We start from the raw sequence: 24,790 nt of genomic DNA on the forward strand, positions 1-24,790 counted from the left end.
TCCCGGTGAGGTCACGCGTGCTGGTGCAGTCCCCTTCCGGCCAGGGTGAGGAAGGCTTCGCCGACCGCCTCGCTCAGCGTGGGGTGCGGGTGGATGTGCTGGGCGATGTCCGCGGGGGAGGCGTCCCAGGCGACCGCAAGCTGCGACTCGGCGATCATCTCGGAGACGTGCGGGCCCACCAGGTGGACGCCCAGCACCCGTCCCTCGGCGTCCTGTTCGGCGACCACCTTCACCATGCCGCCCTGGCCGTGCACCATGCCCTTGGCGGTGGCCGTCAGCGGCATCACGTTGGCGCGCACGTCGTGTCCTGCGGCTCGCGCCTCGGCCTCGCTCAGGCCGACGGAGGCGGTCTGCGGGGAGGAGTACGTCACGCGGGGTACGGCCGCGTAGTCCACCGGGCGCGTGGCGCGCCCTGCCAGGGCCTCGGCGACCACCAGCCCCTCCGCGAACGAGGCGTGCGCCAGCCCGAGGGACGGCGGCGGCAGCAGGTCGCCCACGACGTGGATCCCGGCGGTGGCCGTCTCCAGCGTCGCCCACCGTGCGGGCGGCAGGTGTCCGCGCTCGTCGGTGGCCAGCCCGGCGGCCGCCAGGCCCAGTCCGTCGGTGACCGGCGCCCTCCCCACGGCGACCAGCAACCGCTCCGTGGTGAGCACCGTCTCGTCGCCCCGGGCGGGCTGGACGCGGGCCTCGATGCCGGGCCCCGCCCTGTGCGCCTCCCGCAGCCGGGCGCCGGTCAGCACGGTGATGCCGCGCTTCTTCAGGGCGCGGGTCAGCTGGCGGCTGGTGTCCTCGTCCTCCAGCGGCAGCAACCGCTGCGCCGCCTCCACCAGCGTGACGTCGGCGCCCATGGAGCGGTGCAGGGAGGCGTACTCGACGCCGATCGCCCCGCCGCCCAACACCAGGACGCTGCGCGGCAGTCCGGGGGCGAACAGGGCGTCGTCGCTGGTGACGACGGTGCGGCCGTCCGGCTCCAGGCCCGGCAGGGTCCGCGGCCTGGAGCCGGTCGCCAGGACGACGCCCCGCCGCGCCGTCCACCGCTGCGGGCCTGCCCCGGCCGCGCGTGCGACGTCGACGCGGCGGGGCCCCGCCAGGGTGGCGGTCCCCCGTACCACCGCCACCCCGGCCCCGGAGAGCTGACCTTCCACGCCCCGGTGGTTGCGCGCGACGATGTCGTCGCGGGTGGCGGCCAGCGCCTCCCAGTCGACGCTGTCCACCGTCGCCTTGACGCCCCACCTCTCGCGTGCCTCGCTCACCCCGTCGAGAAGTTCCGCGGCGTGCAGCATCGCCTTGCTGGGCACGCAGCCCCGGTGCAGACAGGTCCCGCCGACCAGGTCGCGCTCGATCAGGGTGACGTCCAGGCCGAGGTGTGCGGCGCGCAGGGCCGTGCTGTAGCCGCCCGTTCCGCCGCCGACGACGATCACATCCGTGCTGTTCCCGCTCATGCGCCCAGCCTCCGCCCCGGCAGTCCGGCGCGTCCAACGCAATGCTTCCATGGTCGCCATGAACAGCGCTCATGGCGGCGTTGTCACAGGGGCGGGAGGCGGCAGGTTGAGTCTGCGGCAGATGGAGTACCTGGTCACCGTCGTCGAGGAGACGTCCTTCACCCGGGCCGCCGAGGCGCTGCACGTGACGCAGTCGGCGCTCTCCCACCAGATCAAGGCCCTGGAGCGGGAGGTGGGCGGCCCGCTGCTGGAGCGGCTGCCGCGCGGGGTACGGCTCACGCCGATGGGGCGCGCCTTCCTGCCCGACGCCGAACTCGCCGTCCGCAGCGCCCGCCAGGCCCGCCGCCGGGCGCGTGCCGCCGCCGGGTCCACGGGTGGCGAGCTGGAGATCGCGACGGTGCACGGGCTGGCCCTGGGCGTCCTGACCGAGGCCGTCAGCCGTATGCGGCGCCGGCACCCGCAGGTCGCGCTGCGGGTGCGCGAGTACGTCACCGAGGACGAGCTGCGCGAGCAGATGGCCCGCGGCATCGCCGACCTGGCCGTCGGCTTCCAGCTCCCCGACTGGGCCGGCCCGTCCTGGGAGATCGGTGAGGAGCGCATCAAGCTGGCCGTTCCGCCCGACGACCCGCTGTGCGCGCGGGCCGGGGGCATCGGCCCGCCGGTGGAGGTGGAGGAGCTGGCCGACCGCGGCTGGGTGCGGTGCGGGATGGAACCGTGGGTCGAGGGCCGCCGGTTCATCGACCACGTGTGCGGGCTGGCCGGTTTCGTACCACGCACCGCCGTCCGGGTGGAACACCCCACCACGGCGGCCCGGATGGCGGCCGCCGGCGCCGGGATCTGTCTGATCGCCACCAGCGTCGGCCCCTCCCTCGTGCCCACCGCTCAGTTGGTCGACGTCGGTCCGCCCTGGCGGCGCCCCCTCACCGCGTTCTGCCGTTCCGAACCCACCGGAGCGGCCGAGGCCTTCATCCGCCTGCTGCGGGAGTCCGGGCACCAGGCGAGCTGAGGTCCCGCCCGGGCAGCCGCGTCAGCAGCACCGCCGGTGACCGGGCGAAGAGCCGGGCCAGCGCAACGGTGCCCGACAGTGCGCCGCCGGAGCATCCCCAGGCGGGGGACCAGCCGCCCGCGGGGAGCGTCAGGGCGGTGGTGCCCCAGCCGCCCCGCCGCTGCAGCCCGTAGGACAGCCGGGTGACCGCCACCAGCACCGCGTCCGTGCGCACGTAGGCCACGCAGTGCTCCGCCGCCTCGCCGCGCGCGGCGAGCGGACGGTAGGTGGCGCCGCGCAGGAAGAGCGCCGGGTGGCGTGCGCGCAGCCGCAGCACGGTGGAGGTGAGCTGCGCCTTCTCGCGGGCCAGGCCGCTGTCGTCCGGACCATCGCTGTCCGGACCGCTGCTGTACGGCTCGTCACCGTCCCGGCCGCCGCCCTGCGGGCCCCAGTCGTCCGGACCGGTGCGCTCCCGGCGGATCTCCTCCCCGTCCTGGCGGTGGCCGTCCTGTTCCTCGAATTCCTCGAACCGCACCGGGGCACGGTTGTCGGGGTCCACCAGTGCCCGGTAGGTGCGTTCGGTTCCCTGGTAGAGGTCGGGCACGCCGGGCATCGTCAGATGCAGCAGCGCGGCACCGAGCACGTTGGCGCGTACGTGCGGGGCGAGCCGCGCCGCGAAGGCGGCCAGGGCGCGGGCGCCCTCGTCCTCCCGCCGGGCCGCCACGTACGCCTCCGTGGCGGCCTCGTACGCCGGGTCGCTCTCCGTCCAGGTGGTGCGCAGCCCCGCCTCGCGTACGGCCTTCAGCAGCGCGGGTGCCAGCCGTGGGGTGGGCGAGGGGAAGACACCGAGAGCGAGCGCGTTCTGGGCGTGCACCCATGCGGTGTGGCGGTCGGGGGCGGCGGAGGTGTCGGCGCCGGCCATCAGCTCCGCCCACTGCCCGGGGCACTCGCTGAGCACGGACAGCGCGGCCCGCGCGTCACCGCTGCGCTTGGTGTCGTGCGTGGAGTGCACGGTGCCGGCCACGGGCCACTCGCGCTGCACGCGGGCGCAGTACGCGTGGAAGGCCTGCGGGGCGACCGCCGGGCGGCCCGGGTCCCCGCCGACCTCGCAGGCCGACAGCAGCGGCACGTAACGGTAGAACGCCGCGTCCTCCACCGACTTGGCCCGCAGAGCCGAGGAGAGCTGCGCGAAACGCGCGGGGAACTCCTGGACGGCGGTGGCCGAGGCGGGGGCGGCCGTGTCCGGGGGGCTCGGGACGGCGCCCAGCGCGAGCCGGAGGACGGCGTCCACCGCCGTCGCCTCCTCGGGCAGCGCGAACGTCGTACGGGCGCCCTCGGCGGCGCGCGTCAGCAGTGCGGCGTCCCGCGACGAGGGCGGTGTCCCGTGCGCCGTGTAGGGGCGGTAGACCGGCAGCCGCACCAGCATCTCTTGCAGGGCCTGGCGCAGCGCCCAGGGCGCGTGGTCGCGCAGTGACGGATCGGGGCAGGCGGCAGTGGCCCGCACGGCGGCGCGGGTCAGCCGCTCGGTCTCCGCCGCCAGTTCGTGCGTGACGACGTACCGGGCGGCGCGGTGGCGGGTCGGCTCCCACGCCCCGCCCTCGTCCGCCGCCACCCCGGTGAACGACCGGTAGGCGTCGGCAAGCCGGGCGTGCCCGGCCGGATCGACGAACAGGCCGTCCACGTGGCGGAGCGCGTCGTAACCGGTGGTGCCGGCGACCGGCCAGGAGCGGGGCAGCGGTTCGCCGTCCGCGAGGATCTTCTCCACGACCGTCCAGCGGCCCGCGCAGGCCTCGTGCAGCCGCCGCAGGTACCCGCCTGGGTCGCTCAGCCCGTCGGGGTGGTCGACGCGCAGTCCGTCGGCGACGCCCTCGTGCAGCAGGCGGAGCACGGTGCGGTGGGTCGCCTCGAAGACCTCCGGGTCCTCCACCCGCACCCCGATCAGCCCTGAAATGGTGAAGAAGCGACGGTAGTTGAGCTGGGTCCTGGCCAGTCGCCACCAGGCCGGACGGTAGTGCTGGGCCGCGATCAGCTCGGGCAGAGGCAGGCCCTCGGTGCCGGGGCGCAGGGGCAGCACGTGGCCGTGGTAGCGCAGGGTGCCGTCCTCCACGCGCATCCGCCGCAGCGCCGCGGGGAGCCGTTCGCCGAGCACCGGCAGCAGGACCTGCCCGCCGCCCGCTTCCCAGTCGACGTCGAACCAGCGTGCCCACGCGGAGCCGGGCCCCTGGCGCAGCATCTCCCACAGCGGACGGTTGAGCCGCAGGTCGTCGGGGACGGCCATGTGGTTCGGTACGACGTCCAGGATCAGCCCCAGCCCGTGGGCGCGGGCGCTCGCCGCGAGCGCGCGCAGCCCGTCCTCGCCGCCGAGCTCCGCGCGCACGGTGCGGTGGTCGGTCACGTCGTAGCCGTGTGTGGAGCCGGGTACGGCGGTCAGCACGGGGGACAGGTGCAGGTGGGAGACGCCGAGCGAGGCCACGTGGGGCACGGCGCGCGCTGCGGCGGCGAAGGGGAAGTCCGGCTGGAGCTGCAGCCGGTAGGTGGCGGTGGGGGCGGCCGGAGCCGTGGCGTGGGCACCGGCGGCGGAGACGGCCGGGGCGGTCGGATCGGACGGATCGGGCGGGAGAACCCCCTGACGTGTCATGCGAACGTACGTACCCGGTGGGGCCCATTTCGTGCGTCCTGTCCGTGCCGGGGCGTGATCCCTGCGGGTTAGCGTCGGCCGAGGGCCGGCGCACAGGGGGCGGGGAACCGCACGGTGCGCGGCCTGGGAGGGGGACCACTCCTGCCCGCCGTCCCGTCCCCGGGACGGCTGCCGACGCAAGGGGCCGGCCCGGCCGGCTGCCGCTGGTCGCTCTCAGCGGTGGCAGCCCTGCCGCCGCCGGCCCGGTTGGGGGGCGCTCGGCGGCTGGACGGACGGCGGGCGGGGTCCGTGGTGGGGTGGCCGGCGCGACCGGGTTCGGACAGCGTCCGGTTGTGCCGGCCACCCTCTACACGGGCCGTTGCAGTACCGCCATGCTGCGGTCGGTCATCCGCAGGCTCGCTCCCTCCGCGACCTTGGGGCCGCCGTCCCGCGCGGAGACCTCCTCCTGGGCGGTGTCCACGATCACCTCCCACTCCCTGCCGTGACCCAGCGGCGGGATCACGAAGTCGAGCGGCTCGTGGTGGGCGTTGAACAGCAGCAGGAACGAGTCGTCCGTGATCCGCTCGCCGCGTTCGCCCGGCTCGGAGATGGCACCGCCGTTCAGGAAGACCGTCAGGGAGCGGGTGTGCGCCGCCTGCCAGTCGTCCTCGGTCATCTGCGTACCGTCGGGGGTGAACCAGGCGATGTCGGACAGGTCGTCGCGGGTGCCCTCCACGGGGCGGCCGTGGAAGAAGCGGCGCCGCCGGAAGACCGGATGGTCGCGGCGCAGCCACACCATGGCCCGGACGAAGTCGCACAGCGCCCGGTCGGGGGCGCCGGTCTCCCGCGACCGCGCGACGGGGCCGTCGTCCTGGCCGTCGGCCGGTTCCTCGCCCGGCCACCGTACCCAGGTGAGCGGGGAGTCCTGGCAGTAGGCGTTGTTGTTGCCCTGCTGGGTGCGGCCGAACTCGTCGCCGTGGCTGAGCATCGGCACGCCTTGCGAGAGCAGCAGCGTGGCGACGAGGTTGCGCTGCTGGCGCCGCCGCACAGAGCGCACCGCGGGGTCGTCGCTGGGCCCCTCGGCCCCGCAGTTGAAGGACCGGTTGTGACTCTCCCCGTCCCGGTTGTCCTCGCCGTTGGCCTCGTTGTGCTTGTCGTTGTAGGAGACCAGGTCGTGCAGGGTGAAGCCGTCGTGGCAGGTGACGAAGTTGATGGAGGCCAGCGGGCGGCGCCCGTCGTCCTGGTAGAGGTCGGAGGAGCCGGTCAGCCGGGAGCCGAACTCGGCCATCGCGCGCGGCTCGCCCCGCCACAGGTCGCGCACCGTGTCCCGGTAGCGCCCGTTCCACTCCGTCCACAGCGGCGGGAAGTTGCCCACCTGGTAGCCGCCCTCGCCCACGTCCCACGGCTCGGCGATCAGTTTGACCTGGCTGACGACCGGGTCCTGCTGCACCAGGTCGAAGAACGAGGAGAGCCGGTCCACCTCGTGGAACTGCCGGGCCAGGGTGGCGGCCAGGTCGAAGCGGAAGCCGTCCACGTGCATCTCGGTGATCCAGTAGCGCAGCGAGTCCATGATGAGCTGGAGCACGTGGGGGCTGCGCATCAGCAGTGAATTCCCGGTGCCGGTCGTGTCCGTGTAGTAGCGCGGATCCTCGGCGAGGCGGTAGTACGAGGCATTGTCCAGTCCCCGGAAGGAGAGCGTGGGGCCGAGGTGGTTGCCTTCCGCCGTGTGGTTGTAGACGACGTCGAGGATGACCTCGATGCCGGCCTCGTGCAGGGCGCGCACGGCGTGCTTGAACTCCTGCACCTGCTCGCCGCGCTCCCCCCAGGAGGCGTAGGCATTGTGCGGGGCGAAGAACCCGATCGTGTTGTATCCCCAGTAGTTGGCAAGCCCCGCCTCGGCCAGCCGGTGGTCGGTGACGAACTGGTGCACCGGCATCAGCTCCAGTGCCGTGACGCCCAGCCCGGTCAGATGCTCGATCACCGCCGGGTGCGCCAGCGCCGCGTAGCTGCCCCGCAGCTCGTCCGGCAGCGCGGGATGGCGCATGGTGAGGCCCTTCACGTGCGCCTCGTACAGCACCGTGCGGTGGTAGTCGGTGCGCGGCGGACGATCGTCGCCCCAGTCGAAGTAGGGGTTGATCACCACGGAGCTCATGGTGTGCGGCGCCGAGTCCAGGTCGTTGCGCCGCCCGGGGTCGTCGAAGTGGTAGCCGAAGACGGCCTCGTCCCAGTCGACGGAGCCGCTGACGGCCTTCGCGTACGGGTCCAGCAGCAGCTTGGCGCTGTTGCAGCGCAGCCCCCGTTCGGGCGCGTACGGGCCGTGGGCGCGGAAACCGTACCGCTGCCCCGGCAGGACCCCCGGCAGGTAGGCGTGGCGCACGAATCCGTCCGACTCGCGCAGCTCCACGGCCGTCTCCGAACCGTCCTCGTGCAGCAGGCACACCTCCACGCGCTCCGCCGCCTCGGAGAACACCGCGAAGTTCGTGCCCGCCCCGTCGTAGTTGGCACCCAGCGGATACGCGTGCCCCGGCCAGACCTGCATAGGAGTGTCTCTTCTCCCTCGTCGCTTCGGTACGGCAGCGCTCGGTGCGCGGAGTGCCCCCAGGGCATCTTTCCCCGTCCGGCCGCGCGGGCACCGGAAGTCCGCCGGGGTTGTGGGTGCGGCCTCGCGGCGGCCGCAGTAGTCTTCCTTGATCGAACAGCGGGGGTCGGACCGGGGTGCGGAAGGCGGTGCGCAGTTGGGCGCGGGAGGGTTTGAACTCCCCCCAGGTGACGGCGGCGAGGGGCCGGACGGCGGCGGGGCCGCCGCCCGGGACGGGACGGCCGACGGCCCGGCGGGCGGGCCGGCCCCGGGGGTGCCTCCCAGGCGGGGGTGGGGCGAGGCCGGGCTCGGGCTCCAGCCGGGGGCGGTACCGCTGGCCCGCCCCATGGAGATCGGCGCGGACGTGGGCTGGGACGAGGACGACTGGGCCGAGGTACGCACCAGGGCGCAGCGGGCCGGCCGCGCCTACGTCTGGCTGAACCTGGTCGAGCAGCGCACGCGCGCGGTCGTCTCCGCCGTGCTGCGGCCGATCTACGAACCCGTGCACGGCGAGGAGTGGGTCATCGCCGCAGCCGGCCCCGCGGGCCAGGAGTGGGTGCAGCGGGCCGTCGCCGTACGGGAGGTCAGCCGCCGCAAGGGCTACCTGCTCGACCCCGCCGACGACACGCTCGTCTCGTTCCTGACCCTTCCGCAGCTCCGCGAGCTGATGGTGCAGCACTGGCCCTGCTTCGAGCCGTACTTCGCCGACCGCCGCGAGGTCGAGCTGGCGCTGGACGAGCTGGAGGTGGCCCGCAGCGCGGTGGCCCGCAACCGCGCCCTGTCGGAGACGGTGCTGGCGCAGGCCGAACGGATGTGCCGCAGGCTGCTGGAGCTGCTGGGGGCCGCCTCCGAGGGCGCCGCCTCCGCCGACCGGCTGCCCGTGGACGCCGTGGAGCACCTGGTGGGGGACCGGTTCGCCGACGTGGCCGGGGTGCACGCCGACCGGGTACGGCTGCAACGGCACCTGCCCGCCGAGGACCTGTTCGGCGGGGCGCGGCGCCTGGACGCCATCGGCATCGGCCTCAACCTGCTGGTGCAGAACTACAGCGGGCGCCGGCTGGTGCGGCTCGCCGAGGCGGGCTGCCGGGTGCGACTGCTGTTCATGAACCCGGCCAGCAGCGCGCTGCGCCGCCGGGAGCGTGAACTCGGGTTGAAGAAGGGGGAGCTGGCCCGCTCGGTGGAGACCAACATCCTGCACATGCGCCGGGTGCGGTCCCGGCTGCGGGACGCGGACGCCTTCGAGATCCACGTCTTCGACGAGACCCCCCGGTTCACGGCCTACATGGTCGACGGCGACGGCTCCGACGGCCTGGCCGTCGTCCAGTCCTACCTGCGGCACTCCCGCGGCATGGAGACCCCCGTCCTCGTGCTGCGCGGCGCCGGCCGCCATGTGTGCGCCGGGCGGGACGGGGAGGGTGCGCTCTTCCCGCTCTACCGGGAGGAGTTCGAACACTTCTGGACGGACTCCCGGCCGGTGTCGTAGCGCAGTCGCCTCGGCACATACGGTGTACGCCATGACGAGGTATGCCGGGCTCTTGCGAGGGGTCAACGTCGGGGGGCACCACACGGTGCCCATGGCCGAGCTGCGGTCGGCCATGACCGGACTGGGGTGGACGGACGTCCGCACGTATCTGCAGAGCGGCAACGCGGTCTTCACCACCGAGGAGCCGCACCCGGGCCAGGCCCTGGAGCGGCTCCTGGCCGACCGGTTCGGTGTCGAGACGCGCTGCCTCGTGCGTACCCACGCCGAGCTGCGTGCCGTCGCCGCCGCCTGCCCCTTCCCCGTCGCCGAGCTGGACGCGGCGAAACTGCTGGTGCTCTTCCTGGAGGAGGAGCCGGCCCCCGACCACTTCGCGGGCCTGGATACGGGGGCCTACGCGCCGGACGAGTTCCGCCACATCGGCCGCGCCGTCTACTGCCACTTCCCCAACGGCATGGGCCGCAGCAAACTCGGCCCGGCGCTGGAGGGGGTCCGGCCCCGGCTCACCATGACGGGCCGGAACTGGCGCACGGTGCAGCGCCTCACAGAGCTGACGAGCTGACGAGCTGAGAGCCGGGGGAGCCGCCTGGCCGCGTTCACCCGCGGGCCGGGAGAGGGGTGGGGCGCGCGTCACCCCGTGATGTTGCGTGCGTCACAGAATGCCACGGCGCTTGAGCCGTACACGGCAATCGGACAAGGATGCGAGCGACCCGACACGGGATCGCTCACACCCCTGCGAAAGGCTCCCTCGGCATGGCAACACACGTGGCCCGCAACAGAAAACGCCGGATATCCCTCGCGCTCGGCGCCGCCGTCGCGGTCGCGGGCGGCGCGACGCTGCTCACCCTGCCCGCGGGAGCGGGTGCCCCCGACGAGGGCACCGTCGTCGGCGCCGACGCCCAGGGTGCCGTCAAGGGCAGCTACATCGTGCTGCTCAAGGGCGGGACTGGCGCCACCCGTGCCCAGGCCACCACCGAGGCGAAGTCCCTCAGCAAGGAGTACGGCGGCTCGGTGGACCACACCTACCACGCCGCCCTCAAGGGCTACTCCGCGCAAGGCCTCAGCGCCCAGGACGCCCGGCGGCTGGCCGCGGACGACAAGGTCGCCGAGGTGGTGCAGGTCCACCGGATCCAGGCGCAGGCCACCCAGGCGAACCCGCCCTCCTGGGGCCAGGACCGTGTCGACCAGGCGGCGACGAAGCTCGACAAGAAGTACACCTACCCCGCCGGGGCGGGCGCCGGCGTCACGGCGTACGTGATCGACAGCGGTATCCGCGTCAGCCACGAGGACTTCGCCGGCCGCGCCGTGAACGGCTACGACGTGGTGGACGACGACAAGACCGCGCAGGACGGCGCCAACCACGGCACCCACGTGGCGGGCACCGTCGCCGGCACGAAGTACGGCATCGCCAAGAAGGCGAAGCCGGTGGCCGTCCGCATCCTCGGCGACGACAACAAGGGCACCACCGCGGACGCCGTCGCGGGCATCGACTGGGTGATCAAGGACCACGCGGCGAAGGGCGGCCCGGCGGTCGCCAACATGAGCATCGGCGGCTTCAAGGACGTCGCGCTGGACGAGGCCGTCGAGCGCGCCGTCGACGCGGGCATCACCTGCGTGGTGGCGGCGGGCAACTACAGCAACGACGCGTCCTCGGCCTCCCCGGCCCGCGTTCCCGAGGCGATCACGGTGGCCGCCAGCGACCAGAAGGACAAGCAGACGGACTTCTCCAGCTACGGCAAGAGCGTCGACCTCTACGCCCCGGGCATCGACGTCGTCTCCGCCAGCAACAAGAGCGACACCGCCTCCATGGCCGGATACGGCACCTCCATGGCCACCCCGCACGTCACCGGTGCCGCCGCGCTCTACCTGGGTGCGCACAAGACGGCCACTCCGGCGCAGGTCGCCAAGGCGCTGACCGACACGGCGACGAAGGACGCCATCGGCAACCCCGGTGCCGGCACCCCGAATCGGCTGCTGCGCGTCCCCGAGTAGCCGGGCGGACGGGACAGCCGGACAGCACTGCAGTACCCCGTGTCTCTCGGTGTTGCGTGCACCACACCGACCTGGAGAACTTGAGGTGTGTTCGCCGCTCCGACAGGGTTTCGAACCAGTCGGCGACGGCCCGCCCTCCCCGCTGGAGGGCGGGCCGTCATCCCCCACACCGCACCAGGAGAGGCACGCTCGCCCATGGCAACTCACGTGGCCCGCAACAGAAAACGCCGGATATCCCTCGCGATCGGCGCGGCCGTCGCCGTCGCGGGCGGCGCCACCCTCCTCACCCTCCCCGCGGGTGCGGCACCGGCCGAGAGCACCGTCGTCGGCGCCGGCTCCCAGGACGCAGTCAAGGGCAGCTACATCGTGCTCCTCAAGCACGGCGGCTCCGCGAGCGGTACGAGCGCCGCCGGCCGGGCCGCGAGCGCCGGCAAGCACCTCGCCGAGGAGTACGGCGGCAAGCTCGGCCGCACCTACGACTCCGCCGTCAACGGCTTCAACGCCACCGGCATGAGCGGCGAGGAGGCCCGCAGGCTCGCCGCGGACGACCAGGTCGCGCAGGTCTTCCAGAACCAGCGCATCCACACCACGGGCAGCACCACACAGCGCAGCCCGCGCTCCTGGGGCCTGGACCGCATCGACCAGAAGCCGAACGCCCCGGACAAGAAGTACACCTACCCGCAGACGGCGGGTGCGGGCGTGACTGCTTACGTCATCGACACCGGCGTGCGCATCGGCCACAAGGACTTCGGCTCCCGCGCCTCCTACGGCTACGACGCCGTGGACGAGGACAACACCGCCCAGGACGGCAACGGCCACGGCACCCACGTCGCGGGCACCGTCGCAGGCACGCAGTACGGCGTCGCGAAGAAGGCCAAGATCGTGGCCGTGAGGGTGCTGGACGACGAGGGCTCGGGCACCACCGCGCTGGCCGTTGCCGGCGTCGACTGGGTCACCAAGCACCACAAGGGCCCCTCCGTCGCCAACATGAGCCTGGGCGGCAACAAGGACGAGGCCCTCGACGCCGCCGTCGAGCGCTCCATCACCTCCGGAGTCACCTACGCGGTCTCGGCCGGCAACGAGAGCGCGGACGCCTCCGGCGCCTCGCCCGCCCGGGTGCCCGAGGCGCTGACCGTGGCCGCCGCCGACAAGAAGGACAAGCAGGCCGAGTTCTCCAACTACGGCAAGCGCGTCGACCTCTTCGCCCCCGGCGTCGACATCGTCTCCGCGAGCAACAAGAGCGACACCGGCACCGCCACCATGTCCGGCACCTCCATGGCCTCCCCGCACGTCACCGGGGCCGCCGCCGTCTACCTGAGCGGCCACAGGACGGCCACGCCCGCCCAGGTGACCACCGCGCTGACCAAGGGGGCCACCGCCGGTGCCGTCTCCGACGCGGCCGAGGGAACGACCGACAAACTGCTCCGTGTGGTCAAGTGAGGCTCTTTCGCGGTCGATTGTGAGCCACCATTGTGCGTAACCCGCATTTTCCGGGTAAGCGCAACACCAGGCCTGCCGTGCCCTCCCCCCACGGGGCACGGCGGGCCTGCGCCGTACCGGGCGGCCACCGCCTGCGGCGCCGCCGTTCACGCGGACTTAACATTCCGCCCGTTGACGGCCCCGCCGCCGGGCTGGCAGGCTCACATACCGTGAGCCAGTACAGGAATCTCGTAGCGCGCCTGCACGTCGATCTGCGACGTCACGCCAGCGCTCTCTGTGCCCCCGTCAGCGCCTGACGCGCACCTCAGCTCACCCCTGCCCGCCCACCGCAGCGCCACGGCCCGCCCGCGTCCCCGTACGCGGGACCGCGAAGCCGGCGCCGTGCGGTGGCCGGACCCCACCCGGACGCGTTCACGACGCGTACGCCCGGCCGTGCCCGCCCCGCGCTGATCGCCCGCCGATCCTTCGCTGATCCGCTGCCGATCCGTGCGCCCGCGCGTCGGCCAGGGCCGCCCACGGCCCGCGTCCGGCCACGCAACGGAAGGCACCCGTGCACCCTCGCCACGTCCGCAGACGGGAATGCGCCGCTTCCGCGGTCCGGAACGGCCGCACCGTCAGTTCGGCCGGTACCACCAGCAGCGGACCGCAGGACATCCGGGCCGCCGCCGCGGGGCGATGTCGACCGCGGCGGAGTCCTCGGCGGCGCCGTCGTCCCGAGGGCCGCAGCCCGGCCCCGGGCGGCGGCCGCCGGTCCGCCGACGCGCTCCGCACCCCTCGCCGTCTCCGCCCGCGGCGTGGCCTGCGGCCGGCTCCTCCTCGTCTCGGAGCGCCGCTTCACCCCGTGGTGCGTCACCGCCTGACCTTCCCGGAAGGAAACACCCCCATGACCAGCTTCGACATCCGTCGCGTCGGTGGCCGCATCGGCGCGGAGATCCTCGGCGTCGACCTGTCCGAACAGCTCGACAGGCGGCTCGTGCAGGAGATCGACGAGGCGCTGCTGACCCACAAGGCGCTCTTCTTCCGCAACCAGAGCCTCGACGACGCCGACCAGCTCCGCTTCGCCTCCCTCTTCGGCCCGCTGACCACCGCCCACCCCACCGTGCCCTCCGTCGCGGGACGGCCGCACATCCTGCCCGTGAACGGGGAGGAAGGCGTGCGCGCCAACCGCTGGCACACCGACGTCACCTTCGTACGGACCCCGCCCAAGGCGAGCACGCTGCGCGCCCTCGTCGTCCCGCCCTACGGCGGCAACACCCTGATAGCCAACACGGCAGCCGCCTACGCCGACCTGCCGGAGGTGCTGCGCGAGTTCGCCGACCGGCTGTGGGCCGTGCACACCAACGATCACGACTACGCTCAGCCGAGGAACCAGGCCGCCGCCGAACGCCGCAAGGTCTTCACCGCCCGCCGCTGGCAGACCGCCCACCCGGTGGTCCGGGTGCACCCCGACAGCGGCGAACGCGGCCTGTTCATCGGCGGGTTCGCGCAGCGCCTCGTCGGCCTCGGCACCGAGGAGTCCCGCGACCTGCTGCGCATCCTGCAGGCCTACGTCACCCGCCCCGAGAACACGGTGCGCTGGGCGTGGGCGCCGGGCGACCTGGTGCTGTTCGACAACCGGATCACCCAGCACTACGCCCCGGACGACTACGGCGACCTGCCCCGCACACTGCACCGGGTGACCGTCGCCGGTGACGTACCGGTCGGTGTCGACGGCACCTCCAGCCGCGTCGTCGAGGGCGACGAGGCCGGCCACTACACCCCCGCGGAGGCCGCCCGATGAGCGCCCGGACCGCCACCGTACCGCTGCTGCACGAGCTGCCCGGCGTGGCACGGCTGCCCGGCGTGGAGGGCGTCCGCGTCGACCGGGAGCGGCGCACCGTCCACGTGGACGGTGCGGAGATCGACCTCACCTACCTGGAGTTCGAACTCCTCGCCCACTTCGTCGAGCACCCGCACCGGGTCCACACCCGCGAACAGCTCGTCGCCGGTGTGTGGGGCTACGGGGAGCACGTCGGGGACGGGCGCACCGTCGACGTCCACGTGGCCCGCCTGCGGCGCAAGCTCGGGCAGCCGCACCGCGCCCGCATCGTGACGGTACGCCGCGTCGGCTACAAGTACACGCCCTGACCGCGCCCTCCACCCCAAGGAGCCACAGCCCCATGGCACACATCCTCGCCCTCACGGGCAGCCCCTCCCCGACCAGCCGCACCGAGCGGTTGCTCGCCCAGGTGGGGACCCGGCTGCGCGCCGCGGAGGGCCACGAGGTGCGGCACCTGGCCGTACGCGACCTCCCGCCGGAGCCGCTGCTGGCCGGTGACCCCACCCATCCCGCGATCCGCGAAGCGGTCGGGGCCGTCGCCGCCGCGGACGCCGTCGTCGTCGGCACGCCCGTCTACAAGGCGGCCTACAGCGGCCTGCTGAAGGTCTTCCTCGACCTCCTCCCGCAGACCGCCCTGCGGGACAAACAGGTGCTGCCCCTGGTGACCGGCGGCAGCGTCGCACACGTGCTGGCGCTGGACTACGCGCTGCGTCCGGTGCTGAACGCGCTGGGCGCCCGCCACGTGCTGCGCGGCCGGTTCGTGCTGGACGCGCACATCGCCCGGGACGTCCCGGACCGGCGACTCCCGGGCGACGGCGGCGTGCAGTTGACCGCCGAGGCTCAGGTGGGGGTCGCCGAAGCGGTCGCCGAACTCGTCGAAGCGCTCGCCGCGGTGCGGCGCCCACGCGAGAGCACGGCCGCCGCCGTCGCCGTCTGAGAGCACCGTCACCGTCCGAGAAGGAGACGCCCCACCGATGACGCCACCGGCCTCGACCCCACCGACCTTCCACTGGTTCCTGCCCACCAGCGGGGACAGCCGCCACGTGGTCGGCGGCGGCCACGGCAGCCCGCTGAGCGGCGTGAGCGCGGACCGGCCGCCCACGCTCGGCTACCTCGGCCAGATCGCGCGGGCCGCCGAACAACTCGGCTTCACCGGCGCCCTGACCCCCACCGGCTCCCAGTGCGAGGACGCCTGGCTGACGACGGCGATGCTCAGCCAGCGCACCGAGCACCTGAAGTTCCTGGTCGCCTTCCGGCCGGGTTTCCTCTCGCCCACCCTGGGCGCCCAGATGGCCGCCACCTACCAGCGGCACACCGGGGGCCGGCTCCTGCTCAACGTCGTCACCGGCGGCGAGAGCCAGGAGCAGCGCGCCTACGGGGACTTCCTCGACAAGGACGCCCGGTACGCGCGCACCGGCGAGTTCCTGCACATCGTGCGGGAGCTGTGGAACGGCGGGACGGTCACGCACGAGGGCGCACACCTCCAGGTGGCGCAGGCCGGGCTGGCGGGCCCGCCCGAGCCGGTGCCCGACGTGTACTTCGGCGGCAGCTCGCCCGCGGCGCTGCGCATCGCGGCCCGCCACGCCGACACCTACCTGACCTGGGGCGAGCCGCCCGCGCAGGTCGCGGAGAAGATCGAGCGGGTCCGCACGCTGGCCGCAGCCGAGGGGCGCACCCTCCGGTTCGGCGTCCGCCTGCACACCATCTCCCGCGACACCTCCGCCGCCGCCTGGGCCGAGGCCCGCCGCCTGCTCGACGGTTTCACCCCCGAGGCCGTCGCGCAGGCCCAACAGGCGCTGCGGCACAGCGAGTCGGAGGGGCAGCACCGGATGCTCGCATTGCACCGGGGCAGCCGCGACGCCCTGGAGATCCATCCCGGCCTGTGGGCGGGCGTCGGACTGGTCCGCGGCGGCGCCGGCACCGCGCTGGTCGGCAGCCACGAGGAGGTGGCCGACCTGATCGAGCAGTACCGCCTCGTCGGCGTCGAGGAGTTCGTCCTCTCCGGCTACCCGCACCTGGAGGAGGCCTACTGGTTCGGTGAGAACGTCCTCCCGCTGGTCCGCCGCCGAACGGCATCGCGGACTCCGGCCGGCGCCGGGCCCGTGCCCGTGGAGCACGCCGGGGCGGCCCCGGCCCGGTAGGAGGGGCGGGCGGCAGGCCACCGCGAGGTCTCCGGGGCGCCGGCCCGGCCGGATCAGGCGGCCGGCGCCGCGCGCCGGGAGGCCGTCAGGGCGTCGCCGTACCGCTCGACGACCACCCGGGCCACCTGCGGCGAGGGTCCCAGCACGGAGGCGAGGTGGTCGGCGCCGCCCTCCCGGGCCCCGGCGGCGATGCGGTCGGGAAGCCGTCCTGGCGCCAGCACGTAGGGGGCGACGGCCACCCGGCGGGCCCCGGCCGCGCGCAGCTCCCGCACGGCGTCGGCCGTGCGCGGCGGGGTGGCGGAGGCGAACGCAGGCCGCACGGCGCACCAACCGGTGGTACGCCGCCACTCCCGCGCGATATCAGCGATCACTGCGTTCGCCTCCGGGTCGGAGGAACCGGCGGACGCCAGGACGACGCCGGTGTCCGGTGCGTCGCCGGGGCCCACCCCGGCGACGCGCAACTGCCGCTCCAGCGCGGCGGTCAACAGGTGGTGCGGGCCCAGGACATTCGCCTGATGGACGGTGAGCCCGGGCAGCGTGGCGGTCTCCTCGGCCAGCACCGCGGGGATGTCCGTCTTCGCATGGAAGGCACGGGTCAGCAGCAGCGGTACGGCGACGACCCGGCGCACCCCCGCGGCGTGCAGCGCGCTCAGCGCACGCCCGACCGACGGCGCGGTGAAGTCCAGGTAGCCGACCGCCACCCGCACCCCGGGCAGCAGCCGACGCACCCGCGCGGCCAGCGCGGTCATGGTGGCCCCGTGCCGGGGGTCGCGGCTGCCGTGCGCCACCAGCAGCAGCGCGGGGTCGCAGGACGGGTACGGTGTGCGTCGCATCAGCGCAGCAGCCCCCGGTGGCGCAGGACGCGCCGCTCGGCAGGCGCGCAGACGAGCAGTTCGATGCCGACGCCCACCGCCAGGATGAGCAGGATCGCGCCGAGCACCAGCGGCATGTCCTGGTAGGAGCGGCCGGTGTCCAGCAGCCGGCCCAGGCCCACGCCCAGCTCCGGGGAGGTGGAGATCAGTTCGGCCGCCATCAGGGACCGCCAGGAGAAGGCCCAGCCCTGCTTGAGGCCGGCGATGTAGCCGGGGAGCGCGGCGGGCAGCAGCACATGGCGGATGCCGCGCAGCCCGGTGGCGCCCAGAACGGTGCCGGCGCGCAGGTGCAGGGGGCCGATCCGGTCGACGCCGGCCACCAGGCCGTTGGCGATGGAGGGGACGGCGCCCAGCAGCACGACGGCGTAGATGGGGCCCGCGTCGAAGACCTGGGTGTGCACCTTCGTGCCGCCCAGCTGTGCGGGGATCTCGCCGCCCGAACGCAGACCCACCAGGGGAGTGGCGTGGGTGACGTTGGGGAAGCAGCCGAGCTTCACCTGGTCCAGCCCGTCGACCTTCTTGCCGCCCACCGGCTTGGGATCGCCGCTCCCGACGGCCTTGGAGCCGTAGCCGCAGCCCGCCGCCAGCAGCAGCGCGGGCACGGTCACCACAGCCGGCAGGCGGCGGGACGGTCGTCGCCGGAAGAAGGGTCGGATGCGGGGCACGAAGGGGTCCTCAAGGCAGGGCTGTGGGGGCGGCGGACGGCGAGCGTGCGTACGGGCGCGCACGTCACCGCCCACAGCGCTCCACTCCGCCCTGCCCGCTGCCGCGTGCGCCGCTGCCGATGCGGCCACCGGTCCGGTCGAAGGTCGAGAAGACCTCTTGGGGGATGCTCATGGCCTCAGAAGTCCCAGCCGGCTTGGTCGGGCACCTCGGTCACCGGCACGTCCGCGTCGGCGAACGCGTCGCCTGCCATGCCGGCGGTCAGCGTGGTGCCGTCGGCGGGGTCGACGAGGAGGAAGGAGCCGGTGCGGCGGGAGCGGGCGTAGGGGTCGACGGGCAGCGGCTCGGCCGTGCGCAGGACGACGCGGCCGATGTCGTTGGCCACCAACTGCCCGGGCGCGGGGTGCTGGGAGAGGTCGGCCAGGGTCAGGCGGGAGGGGATGTCCTTGACGATGGCCTTGACGGTGCGGGTGGTGTGCTTGAGCAGTACCCGGTCGCCGGGCTTCAGGGGCCTCTCGTGCAGATGGCAGACCGTGGCGGCGACATCCTGGCTGGAGGTCAGGTCCGCGTCGGCCGGGGCGATGACGTCGCCGCGGGAGACGTCGAGGTCGTCGGCCAGCCGCACGGTCACCGACTGGGGTGCCCAGGCCACGTCCACGGCCTGGCCGAGTGCGTCGATCGCCTCGATGGTGGACGACTGGCCGGAGGGGTGGACGGTGACGCGGTCGCCCACCCGCAGCACACCGGAGGCCAACTGGCCCGCGTAGCCGCGGTAGTCGGGGAGTTCCCGGGTCTGCGGACGGATGACGTACTGGACGGGGAAGCGGGCCGCGTCGTCGGTCGGGTCGTGGCTGACCTCCACCGTCTCCAAATGTTCGAGCACCGTCGGGCCGCTGTACCAGTCCATGCGCGGCGAGGGGGTGACCACGTTGTCGCCCTCCAGAGCGGAGATGGGGATCGCCGTGACCTCCGGCACGCCCAGCGAGGTGGCGTAGCCGGTGAACTCGTCCGCGATCGCGGCGAAGACGTCCTCCCGGTAGTCGGTCAGGTCCATCTTGTTGACGGCCAGCACCACGTGCGGGACGCGGAGGAGAGCGGCGACGGCGGCGTGCCGGCGGGTCTGTTCGACCACGCCGTTGCGGGCGTCCACCAGGACGACGGCCAGTTCGGCGGTGGAGGCGCCGGTGACCATGTTGCGGGTGTACTGCACGTGCCCGGGGGTGTCGGCCAGGACGAACCGCCGCCGGGGGGTGGCGAAGTAGCGGTAGGCCACATCGATGGTGATGCCCTGCTCCCGCTCGGCGCGCAGCCCGTCGGTCAGCAGCGCCAGGTCGGGGGCCTGCTGGCCGCGCTCGATGGAGGCGCGCGAGACGGCCTCCAACTGGTCGGAGAAGACGGACTTGGAGTCGTGCAGCAGGCGGCCCACCAGGGTCGACTTGCCGTCGTCGACGCTGCCGGCGGTCGCGAAGCGCAGCAGGGAGGTCGCCGCGGTGGCCAGCGCCTGTGCGCTGAGGGTCTCGGACATGCTTTTAGAAGTAGCCTTCCCGCTTGCGGTCTTCCATGGCGGCCTCGGAGAGCTTGTCGTCGGCCCGGGTGGCCCCGCGCTCGGTCAGCCGCGAGACGGCGATCTCCGCGATCACCTTCTCCACCGTGTCCGCCTCCGAGTCGACCGCTCCGGTGCACGACATGTCGCCCACGGTGCGGTAGCGCACCAGCCGCCGCTCGCTCGTCTCCCCGTCCCGGGGGCCGCCCCACTCGCCCGGGGCCAGCCACATCCCCGAGCGGGAGAAGACCTCACGCTCGTGCGCGTAGTAGATCGCCGGGAGTTCGATCTGCTCGGCGGCGATGTACTGCCACACGTCCAGCTCGGTCCAGTTCGACAGCGGGAAGACCCGCACGTGCTCGCCCGGTGCGTGCCGCCCGTTGTAGAGCTGCCACAGCTCCGGGCGCTGGCGGCGCGGGTCCCAGCCGCCGAACTCGTCCCGCAGCGAGAAGATCCGCTCCTTGGCCCGCGCCTTCTCCTCGTCGCGGCGCCCGCCCCCGAAGACGGCGTCGAAGCGGTGCTGGTTGATGGCCTCCAGCAGCGGCACCGTCTGCAGCGGGTTGCGGGTCCCGTCGGGGCGCTCGCGCAGCCTGCCGTCGTCGATGTAGTCCTGCACCGAGGCCACGTGCAGCTGGAGCCCGTGCTGCTCCACCGTCCGGTCGCGGAACCGGAGCACTTCGGGGAAGTTGTGGCCGGTGTCGACATGCAGCAGTCCGAAGGGCACCGGTGCCGGCGCGAACGCCTTGAGCGCCAGGTGCAGCATCACGATCGAGTCCTTGCCCCCGGAGAAGAGGATCACCGGACGCTCGAACTCTCCGGCCACCTCCCGGAAGATGTGCACCGCCTCCGACTCCAGCACCTGGAGGTGCGTCAGCGCGAACGGGCTGTCGGTCTCCTGTGGTGCGGTCACCGCCGTGGTCATAGCAGTCCCCTCTCGCTCAGCAAGGTGTGCAGCGCCGTGGCCGACTCCGCCACGCTCCGGCCGTCGGTCTCCAGGCGCAGGTCCGGGTCCGCGGGCTCCTCGTAGGGGTCGTCGACGCCGGTCAGCCCGGTCAGTTCGCCCGCCGCCTGCTTGGCGTACAGGCCCTTGACGTCCCGCTGTGCGCACACCTGCACCGGCGTCGCCACGTGCACCTCCAGGTACGGCGTGCCCGCGGCGCCGTGGCGTTTGCGGACGGCCTCGCGGCTGTCGGCATAGGGGGCGATGACGGGCACCAGCACGGTCACGCCGTGCGAGGCGAGGAGTTCGGCGACGAAGCCGATGCGCTGGACGTTGGTGTCGCGGTCGGCGCGGGAGAAGCCCAGCCCCGCGGTGAGGAAGGTGCGGATCTCGTCGCCGTCCAGCACCTCGGCCCGGTGCCCCTCGCCGCGCAGCCGCTCGGCCAGCGCGGCGGCGAGGGTGGTCTTGCCGGCGCTGGGCAGGCCGGTCAGCCACACGGTGGCGCCACTCATGTGTCTCCTTCGCGAGGTCCGCGGGTGCGTCGGTCGTACGGGGTGCATCCGGTGCGTCGGCCCGGTCGGTTCCCTCGGCCCGTCATCCGTGCAGGCCGCATTCGGTCTTGCCGCGCCCGGCCCACCGCCCGGCGCGCGCGTCCTCGCCCTCCAGAACGCGGCGGGTGCAGGGGGCACAGCCGATGGAGGGGTAGCCGTCGTCCAGCAGCGGGTTGGTCAGCACCCCGTGCTCGGCGATGTAGGTGTCCACGTCCTGCCGGCTCCAGCGGGCGATGGGGGAGACCTTCACCTTCCGGCGCCTCTCGTCCCAGCCGACGACCGGCGTGTGCGCGCGGGTCGGCGACTCGTCGCGGCGCAGCCCGGTCGCCCAGGCGTCGTACGCGCGCAGTCCCTCCTCCAGCGGCTGCACCTTGCGCAGCGCGCAGCACAGATCGGGGTCGCGGTCGTGCAGCCGGGGCCCGTGCTCGGCGTCCTGTTCGGGCACCGTCTGCCGGGGCGTGAGGGTGACGACCTCCACGTCCATGACGGCCTCGACGGCGTCGCGGGTGCCGAGGGTCTCGGGGAAGTGGTAGCCGGTATCGAGGAAGACGACGCGGACGCCGGGGAAGACCCGCGAGGCGAGGTGCGCGACGACGGCGTCCTCCATGGAGGAGGTGACGCAGAACCGGTGCCCGAAGGTGTCGGCGGCCCAGCGCAGCACGTCGAGCGCGTCGGCGTCCTCCAGGTCGCGGCCCGCCTGTTCGGCCAGCGGCCTGAGCTCTTCGGCGGTGCGCTGCTCCCGTAGGTGCGCGGTGCTCATGGGGTGGGGTCCTCTCGGTCCGGTCCGGGTGCCGGCCGCAGCCCCGAGGCGAGCAGCCCGAGGAACGCCAGCCGGAAGGCGCGGTTGCAGGCGGCGCACTCCCAGGTGCCGGGGCCCTCCTCGCTGGGGCGCAGGTCCTCGTCGCCGCAGTAGGGGCAGTAGAACGGGGCGGCGCGCTCGCTCATCGGCTCTCTCCGTCCGCTCCGCTCACTTCAGGTCACCCTCGGCCGCCCGCGCCGCCCACTGGGCGAAGCGCTCGCCGTCCGTGCGCTGGTCCTGGAAGGCGCGCAGCACCCGCTCGATGTAGTCGGGAAGCTCGTCGGCGGTCACCTTCAGGCCGCGCACCTTGCGGCCGAAGCCGGGCTCCATGCCCAGCGAGCCGCCCAGGTGCACCTGGTACCCCTCCACCTGGTTGCCGTCGGCGTCGGTGACCAACTGCCCTTTCAGGCCGATGTCCGCGACCTGGATGCGGGCGCAGGAGTTGGGGCAGCCGTTGAGGTTGATGGTGACGGGCTGGTCGAAGCCGGGCAGCCGGCGCTCCAACTCGTCGATGAGCCAGGAGCCGCGCCCCTTGGTCTCCACGATCGCGAGCTTGCAGAACTCGATGCCGGTGCAGGCCATCGTCCCGCGCCGGAAGACGGACGGGCGGGTCGTCAGGTCGAGCGCCTCCAGGCCCTCGGCCAGCGACTCCACCTGGTCGCCCTCGACGTCGAGCACGATCATCTTCTGCTCGACGGTGGTGCGCACCCGGCCGGAGCCGTGCGCCTCCGCCAGGTCGGCGACCTTGCTGAGGGTGGCTCCGTCGACGCGGCCCACACGCGGGGCGAAGCCCACGTAGTAGCGGCCGTCCCGCTGCCGGTGGACGCCGATGTGGTCGCGCCACTGCTGCGGCGGCTGCTGCGGCGCCGGGCCGTCGAGCAGCTTGCGGCCCAGGTACTCCTCCTCCAGCACCTGCCGGAACTTCTCCGCACCCCAGTCGGCGACCAGGAACTTCAGCCGGGCGCGGTTGCGCAGCCGCCGGTAGCCGTGGTCGCGGAAGATGCCGGTGACGCCCTCGTGGACGTCGGCCACCTCCTCCAGCGGCACCCACGCGCCCAGCCGCACGCCCAGCTTGGGGTTGGTGGACAGCGCGCCGCCCACCCACACGTCGAACCCGGGCCCGTGCTCGGGGTGTTCCACGCCGACGAACGCCACGTCGTTGATCTCGTGCGCCACATCCAGCAGCGGCGAGCCCGAGACGGCCGTCTTGAACTTGCGGGGCAGGTTGGAGTAGGCGGGGTTGCCGATGACCCGGCGGTGGATGTCCTCGATGGCCGGGGTGCCGTTGATGATCTCGTCCTCGGCGATCCCGGCGACGGGCGAGCCGAGGATGACGCGCGGGGTGTCGCCGCAGGCCTCCGTGGTGGACAGGCCCACGCCCTCCAGACGGCGCCAGATCTCCGGCATGTCCTCGATGCGGATCCAGTGGAACTGCACGTTCTGGCGGTCGGTGATGTCGGCGGTGCCGCGGGCGAACTCCTGGGAGATGTCGCCGATGACGCGCAACTGCTCGGTGGTCAGCCGGCCGCCGTCGATGCGGACGCGCAGCATGAAGTACTCGTCGTCCAGCTCCTCCGGCTCCAGCACGGCCGTCTTGCCGCCGCTGATCCCGGGCTTGCGCTGGGTGTAGAGGCCCCACCAGCGCATCCGGCCGCGCAGGTCGGCCCCGTCGATGGAGGCGAAACCACGGTGGGCGTAGATCGTCTCAATGCGTGTCCGCACATTGAGACCGTCGTCGTCCTTCTTGGTCTGCTCGTTGCCGTTGAGCGGCGTGAAGTGGCCGGCGGCCCACTGCCCTTCGCCGCGGTGGCGTCCCGCCTTGCGGCGGGCGGGGGCTGGGGGCACCGCCTGCTCGGGGAGCTTGGGGGAGGGGCGCTCGGAGGTGTCGGCCATGGCGGAGATCCTTCGGGCAGGGGGCGCGGGCACACGCGGGGCGGGTGCGGTCGGGTACGCGGACGCCGGGCTCGGCCTGCCGGTGGCGGGCCACCGGGCCGGGAGCGCCGGTACGCAGGGGTTTCGACGCCGACCTGCGCGGCGCGCCCGCTACGGTGAGGGCGGCGGCTCGGGATCGGCGGACGCCGGGAGGCGGCGTGCGGAGAAGTGTCAGAACGGCGGTGCTGTGACTGTCAGCCCGCCGGACAGATGGCGCTGGACACGCGAACGAGGTCGACGTGACGTCGACTCACCAAGGCGATTCCGGCGCGAGACATGACGGAAGCGTCGCACGCCCGTCTGACGCCAGTCCACTGCCGTCCGTATGATGAACAAATCCATACCGGATGGTGAGATGCATGGTTGCGCGAGGTCCGGGTCCGGCCCCGCGCCAGCTCGTACTCGCCGGGGTTCAGGCTCCCGGCCAGGGGCCCGGCTGGGGCACGTCCGGCTCGTCCTTCGTCTCGGTGCGGTACACCCGCAGCCCGCGCCGCTCGTAGTTGGCGCGGGCGTGCACGCCGTCCCGGGAGCAGGTGTGCAGCCACACGCGGGTGGTGGACGGCTGCCCCTGCCACCGCTCGGCCAGGTCCCAGGCGCGGGCCAGGCCCACCGAGAGCAGGTGGCCGCCGATGCCGCGGCCGCGGAAGGCGGGCAGCAACCCGAAGTAGCTGACCTCCACGACACCCTCGGCTCCGCCGGTGGCGCCGTCCAGCTCGATGAAGCCCGCGGGGGTGCCCCGCTGGTAGGCCACCCACGTCTCGACCCCGGGACGGGTCAGGAAGTGCTCCCACTGCGCGTACGTCCACGGCAGCCGGTCCACCCACGTGGTGTCCGCCCCCACCGAGGCGTACAGGAACCGGCTGAACTGCGGGCTCGGTATCCCGGCGCGGGCCACCGTCACCCCGGTGGCCGCCTCCGGCACCCGCGCGGGTGCCAGGTCGGCGGGGGAGGTCTGCTCCAGGTACCAGGTGGTGACGGTCACGGTCGCACTCATGG

Annotated in this window: 21 protein-coding genes and 2 pseudogenes; 10 read left to right on the forward strand and 13 right to left on the reverse strand. The window is 73.5% G+C overall.

The annotated features are described in order from the left end of the window. Nucleotides 1-11 precede the first annotated feature (11 nt). Nucleotides 12-1,442, reverse strand: coding sequence for a dihydrolipoyl dehydrogenase (lpdA, locus tag H297_RS0113155; RefSeq protein ID WP_027737435.1), 1,431 nt, complete (start codon nucleotides 1,440-1,442; stop codon nucleotides 12-14). A gap of 106 nt (nucleotides 1,443-1,548) precedes the next feature. On the opposite strand from lpdA, the gene H297_RS0113160 reads away from it, so the two are divergent. After that, nucleotides 1,549-2,448, forward strand: coding sequence for a LysR family transcriptional regulator (locus tag H297_RS0113160; RefSeq protein WP_027737436.1), 900 nt, complete (start codon nucleotides 1,549-1,551; stop codon nucleotides 2,446-2,448). On the opposite strand, the gene treY is transcribed toward H297_RS0113160, so the two are convergent. Beyond that, nucleotides 2,408-5,065, reverse strand: a complete 2,658-nt coding sequence (treY, locus tag H297_RS36120; protein WP_078514001.1) for a malto-oligosyltrehalose synthase — start codon at nucleotides 5,063-5,065, stop codon at nucleotides 2,408-2,410. The genes H297_RS0113160 and treY overlap by 41 nt on opposite strands. A gap of 346 nt (nucleotides 5,066-5,411) precedes the next feature. Then, nucleotides 5,412-7,583, reverse strand: coding sequence for a glycogen debranching protein GlgX (gene glgX, locus H297_RS0113170; protein WP_027737437.1), 2,172 nt, complete (start codon nucleotides 7,581-7,583; stop codon nucleotides 5,412-5,414). Nucleotides 7,584-7,896: 313 nt separating this feature from the next. Between glgX and H297_RS0113175 the strand changes: the two genes are divergently transcribed. The 9 genes and pseudogenes from H297_RS0113175 (at nucleotide 7,897) to H297_RS0113210 (ending at nucleotide 16,494) form a co-directional block, all read left to right on the forward strand. After that, nucleotides 7,897-9,105 (forward strand): SAV2148 family HEPN domain-containing protein, encoded by a 1,209-nt coding sequence (locus H297_RS0113175; RefSeq protein ID WP_078514003.1) that lies wholly within the window; start codon nucleotides 7,897-7,899, stop codon nucleotides 9,103-9,105. 31 nt (nucleotides 9,106-9,136) lie between these two features. Then, nucleotides 9,137-9,664: a DUF1697 domain-containing protein gene (locus H297_RS0113180; RefSeq protein WP_078514005.1), complete on the forward strand. Its 528-nt coding sequence runs from the start codon at nucleotides 9,137-9,139 to the stop codon at nucleotides 9,662-9,664. 191 nt (nucleotides 9,665-9,855) lie between these two features. Then, nucleotides 9,856-11,094 (forward strand): S8 family serine peptidase, encoded by a 1,239-nt coding sequence (locus H297_RS0113185; RefSeq protein ID WP_027737440.1) that lies wholly within the window; start codon nucleotides 9,856-9,858, stop codon nucleotides 11,092-11,094. Nucleotides 11,095-11,289: 195 nt separating this feature from the next. Then, nucleotides 11,290-12,534, forward strand: coding sequence for a S8 family serine peptidase (locus H297_RS0113190; RefSeq protein ID WP_027737441.1), 1,245 nt, complete (start codon nucleotides 11,290-11,292; stop codon nucleotides 12,532-12,534). Nucleotides 12,535-12,743: 209 nt separating this feature from the next. After that, complete coding sequence (locus H297_RS44220; protein ID WP_486589516.1) at nucleotides 12,744-12,830, forward strand: putative leader peptide; 87 nt, start codon at nucleotides 12,744-12,746, stop codon at nucleotides 12,828-12,830. A 587-nt stretch (nucleotides 12,831-13,417) separates the two neighbouring features. Beyond that, nucleotides 13,418-14,314, forward strand: a complete 897-nt coding sequence (locus H297_RS0113195; RefSeq protein ID WP_027737442.1) for a TauD/TfdA dioxygenase family protein — start codon at nucleotides 13,418-13,420, stop codon at nucleotides 14,312-14,314. 62 nt (nucleotides 14,315-14,376) lie between these two features. Beyond that, nucleotides 14,377-14,661: pseudogene (locus H297_RS36125) on the forward strand (winged helix-turn-helix domain-containing protein); the annotation flags it as partial. Between the two features lie 32 nt (nucleotides 14,662-14,693). Then, the gene (gene ssuE, locus H297_RS0113205; RefSeq protein WP_027737443.1) at nucleotides 14,694-15,290 is read left to right on the forward strand and encodes an NADPH-dependent FMN reductase; all 597 of its coding nucleotides are present in this window, start codon (nucleotides 14,694-14,696) and stop codon (nucleotides 15,288-15,290) included. A gap of 37 nt (nucleotides 15,291-15,327) precedes the next feature. Continuing rightward, nucleotides 15,328-16,494, forward strand: coding sequence for an LLM class flavin-dependent oxidoreductase (locus H297_RS0113210; protein ID WP_027737444.1), 1,167 nt, complete (start codon nucleotides 15,328-15,330; stop codon nucleotides 16,492-16,494). Between the two features lie 53 nt (nucleotides 16,495-16,547). On the opposite strand, the gene H297_RS0113215 is transcribed toward H297_RS0113210, so the two are convergent. From H297_RS0113215 to H297_RS0113255, 10 genes and pseudogenes are all read right to left on the reverse strand, one after another. Then, a complete protein-coding gene (locus tag H297_RS0113215) occupies nucleotides 16,548-17,327 on the reverse strand; it encodes a sirohydrochlorin chelatase (protein WP_027737445.1) in 780 nt (259 codons plus the stop codon). Next, nucleotides 17,327-17,737 (reverse strand): annotated as a pseudogene (locus H297_RS36130) (ABC transporter permease); the annotation flags it as partial. The pseudogene H297_RS36130 and the gene H297_RS0113215, both read right to left, overlap by 1 nt. Nucleotides 17,738-18,207: 470 nt before the next feature. Next, on the reverse strand, nucleotides 18,208-19,554 hold the full coding sequence (locus H297_RS0113225) for a GTP-binding protein (protein ID WP_027737446.1): 1,347 nt from the start codon (nucleotides 19,552-19,554) through the stop codon (nucleotides 18,208-18,210). Between the two features lie 4 nt (nucleotides 19,555-19,558). Continuing rightward, entirely contained in the window at nucleotides 19,559-20,494 is a 936-nt protein-coding gene (gene cysD, locus H297_RS0113230; protein WP_027737447.1) for a sulfate adenylyltransferase subunit CysD, read from the reverse strand. After that, on the reverse strand, nucleotides 20,491-21,072 hold the full coding sequence (cysC, locus tag H297_RS0113235) for an adenylyl-sulfate kinase (RefSeq protein ID WP_106959618.1): 582 nt from the start codon (nucleotides 21,070-21,072) through the stop codon (nucleotides 20,491-20,493). The genes cysD and cysC overlap by 4 nt, the downstream gene beginning before the upstream one ends. A gap of 34 nt (nucleotides 21,073-21,106) precedes the next feature. Beyond that, a complete protein-coding gene (locus tag H297_RS0113240; RefSeq protein WP_027737449.1) occupies nucleotides 21,107-21,823 on the reverse strand; it encodes a phosphoadenylyl-sulfate reductase in 717 nt (238 codons plus the stop codon). Beyond that, nucleotides 21,820-22,008 (reverse strand): hypothetical protein, encoded by a 189-nt coding sequence (locus H297_RS0113245; protein ID WP_027737450.1) that lies wholly within the window; start codon nucleotides 22,006-22,008, stop codon nucleotides 21,820-21,822. The genes H297_RS0113240 and H297_RS0113245 overlap by 4 nt, the downstream gene beginning before the upstream one ends. Before the next feature lie 22 nt (nucleotides 22,009-22,030). Next, nucleotides 22,031-23,755, reverse strand: coding sequence for a nitrite/sulfite reductase (locus H297_RS0113250; RefSeq protein WP_027737451.1), 1,725 nt, complete (start codon nucleotides 23,753-23,755; stop codon nucleotides 22,031-22,033). 233 nt (nucleotides 23,756-23,988) lie between these two features. Then, nucleotides 23,989-24,072, reverse strand: coding sequence for a putative leader peptide (locus H297_RS44225; RefSeq protein ID WP_312000843.1), 84 nt, complete (start codon nucleotides 24,070-24,072; stop codon nucleotides 23,989-23,991). Between the two features lie 134 nt (nucleotides 24,073-24,206). Further along, a complete protein-coding gene (locus H297_RS0113255; RefSeq protein ID WP_027737452.1) occupies nucleotides 24,207-24,788 on the reverse strand; it encodes a GNAT family N-acetyltransferase in 582 nt (193 codons plus the stop codon). Nucleotides 24,789-24,790 lie beyond the last annotated feature (2 nt).

The organism is Streptomyces sp. CNT360, from assembly GCF_000424785.1.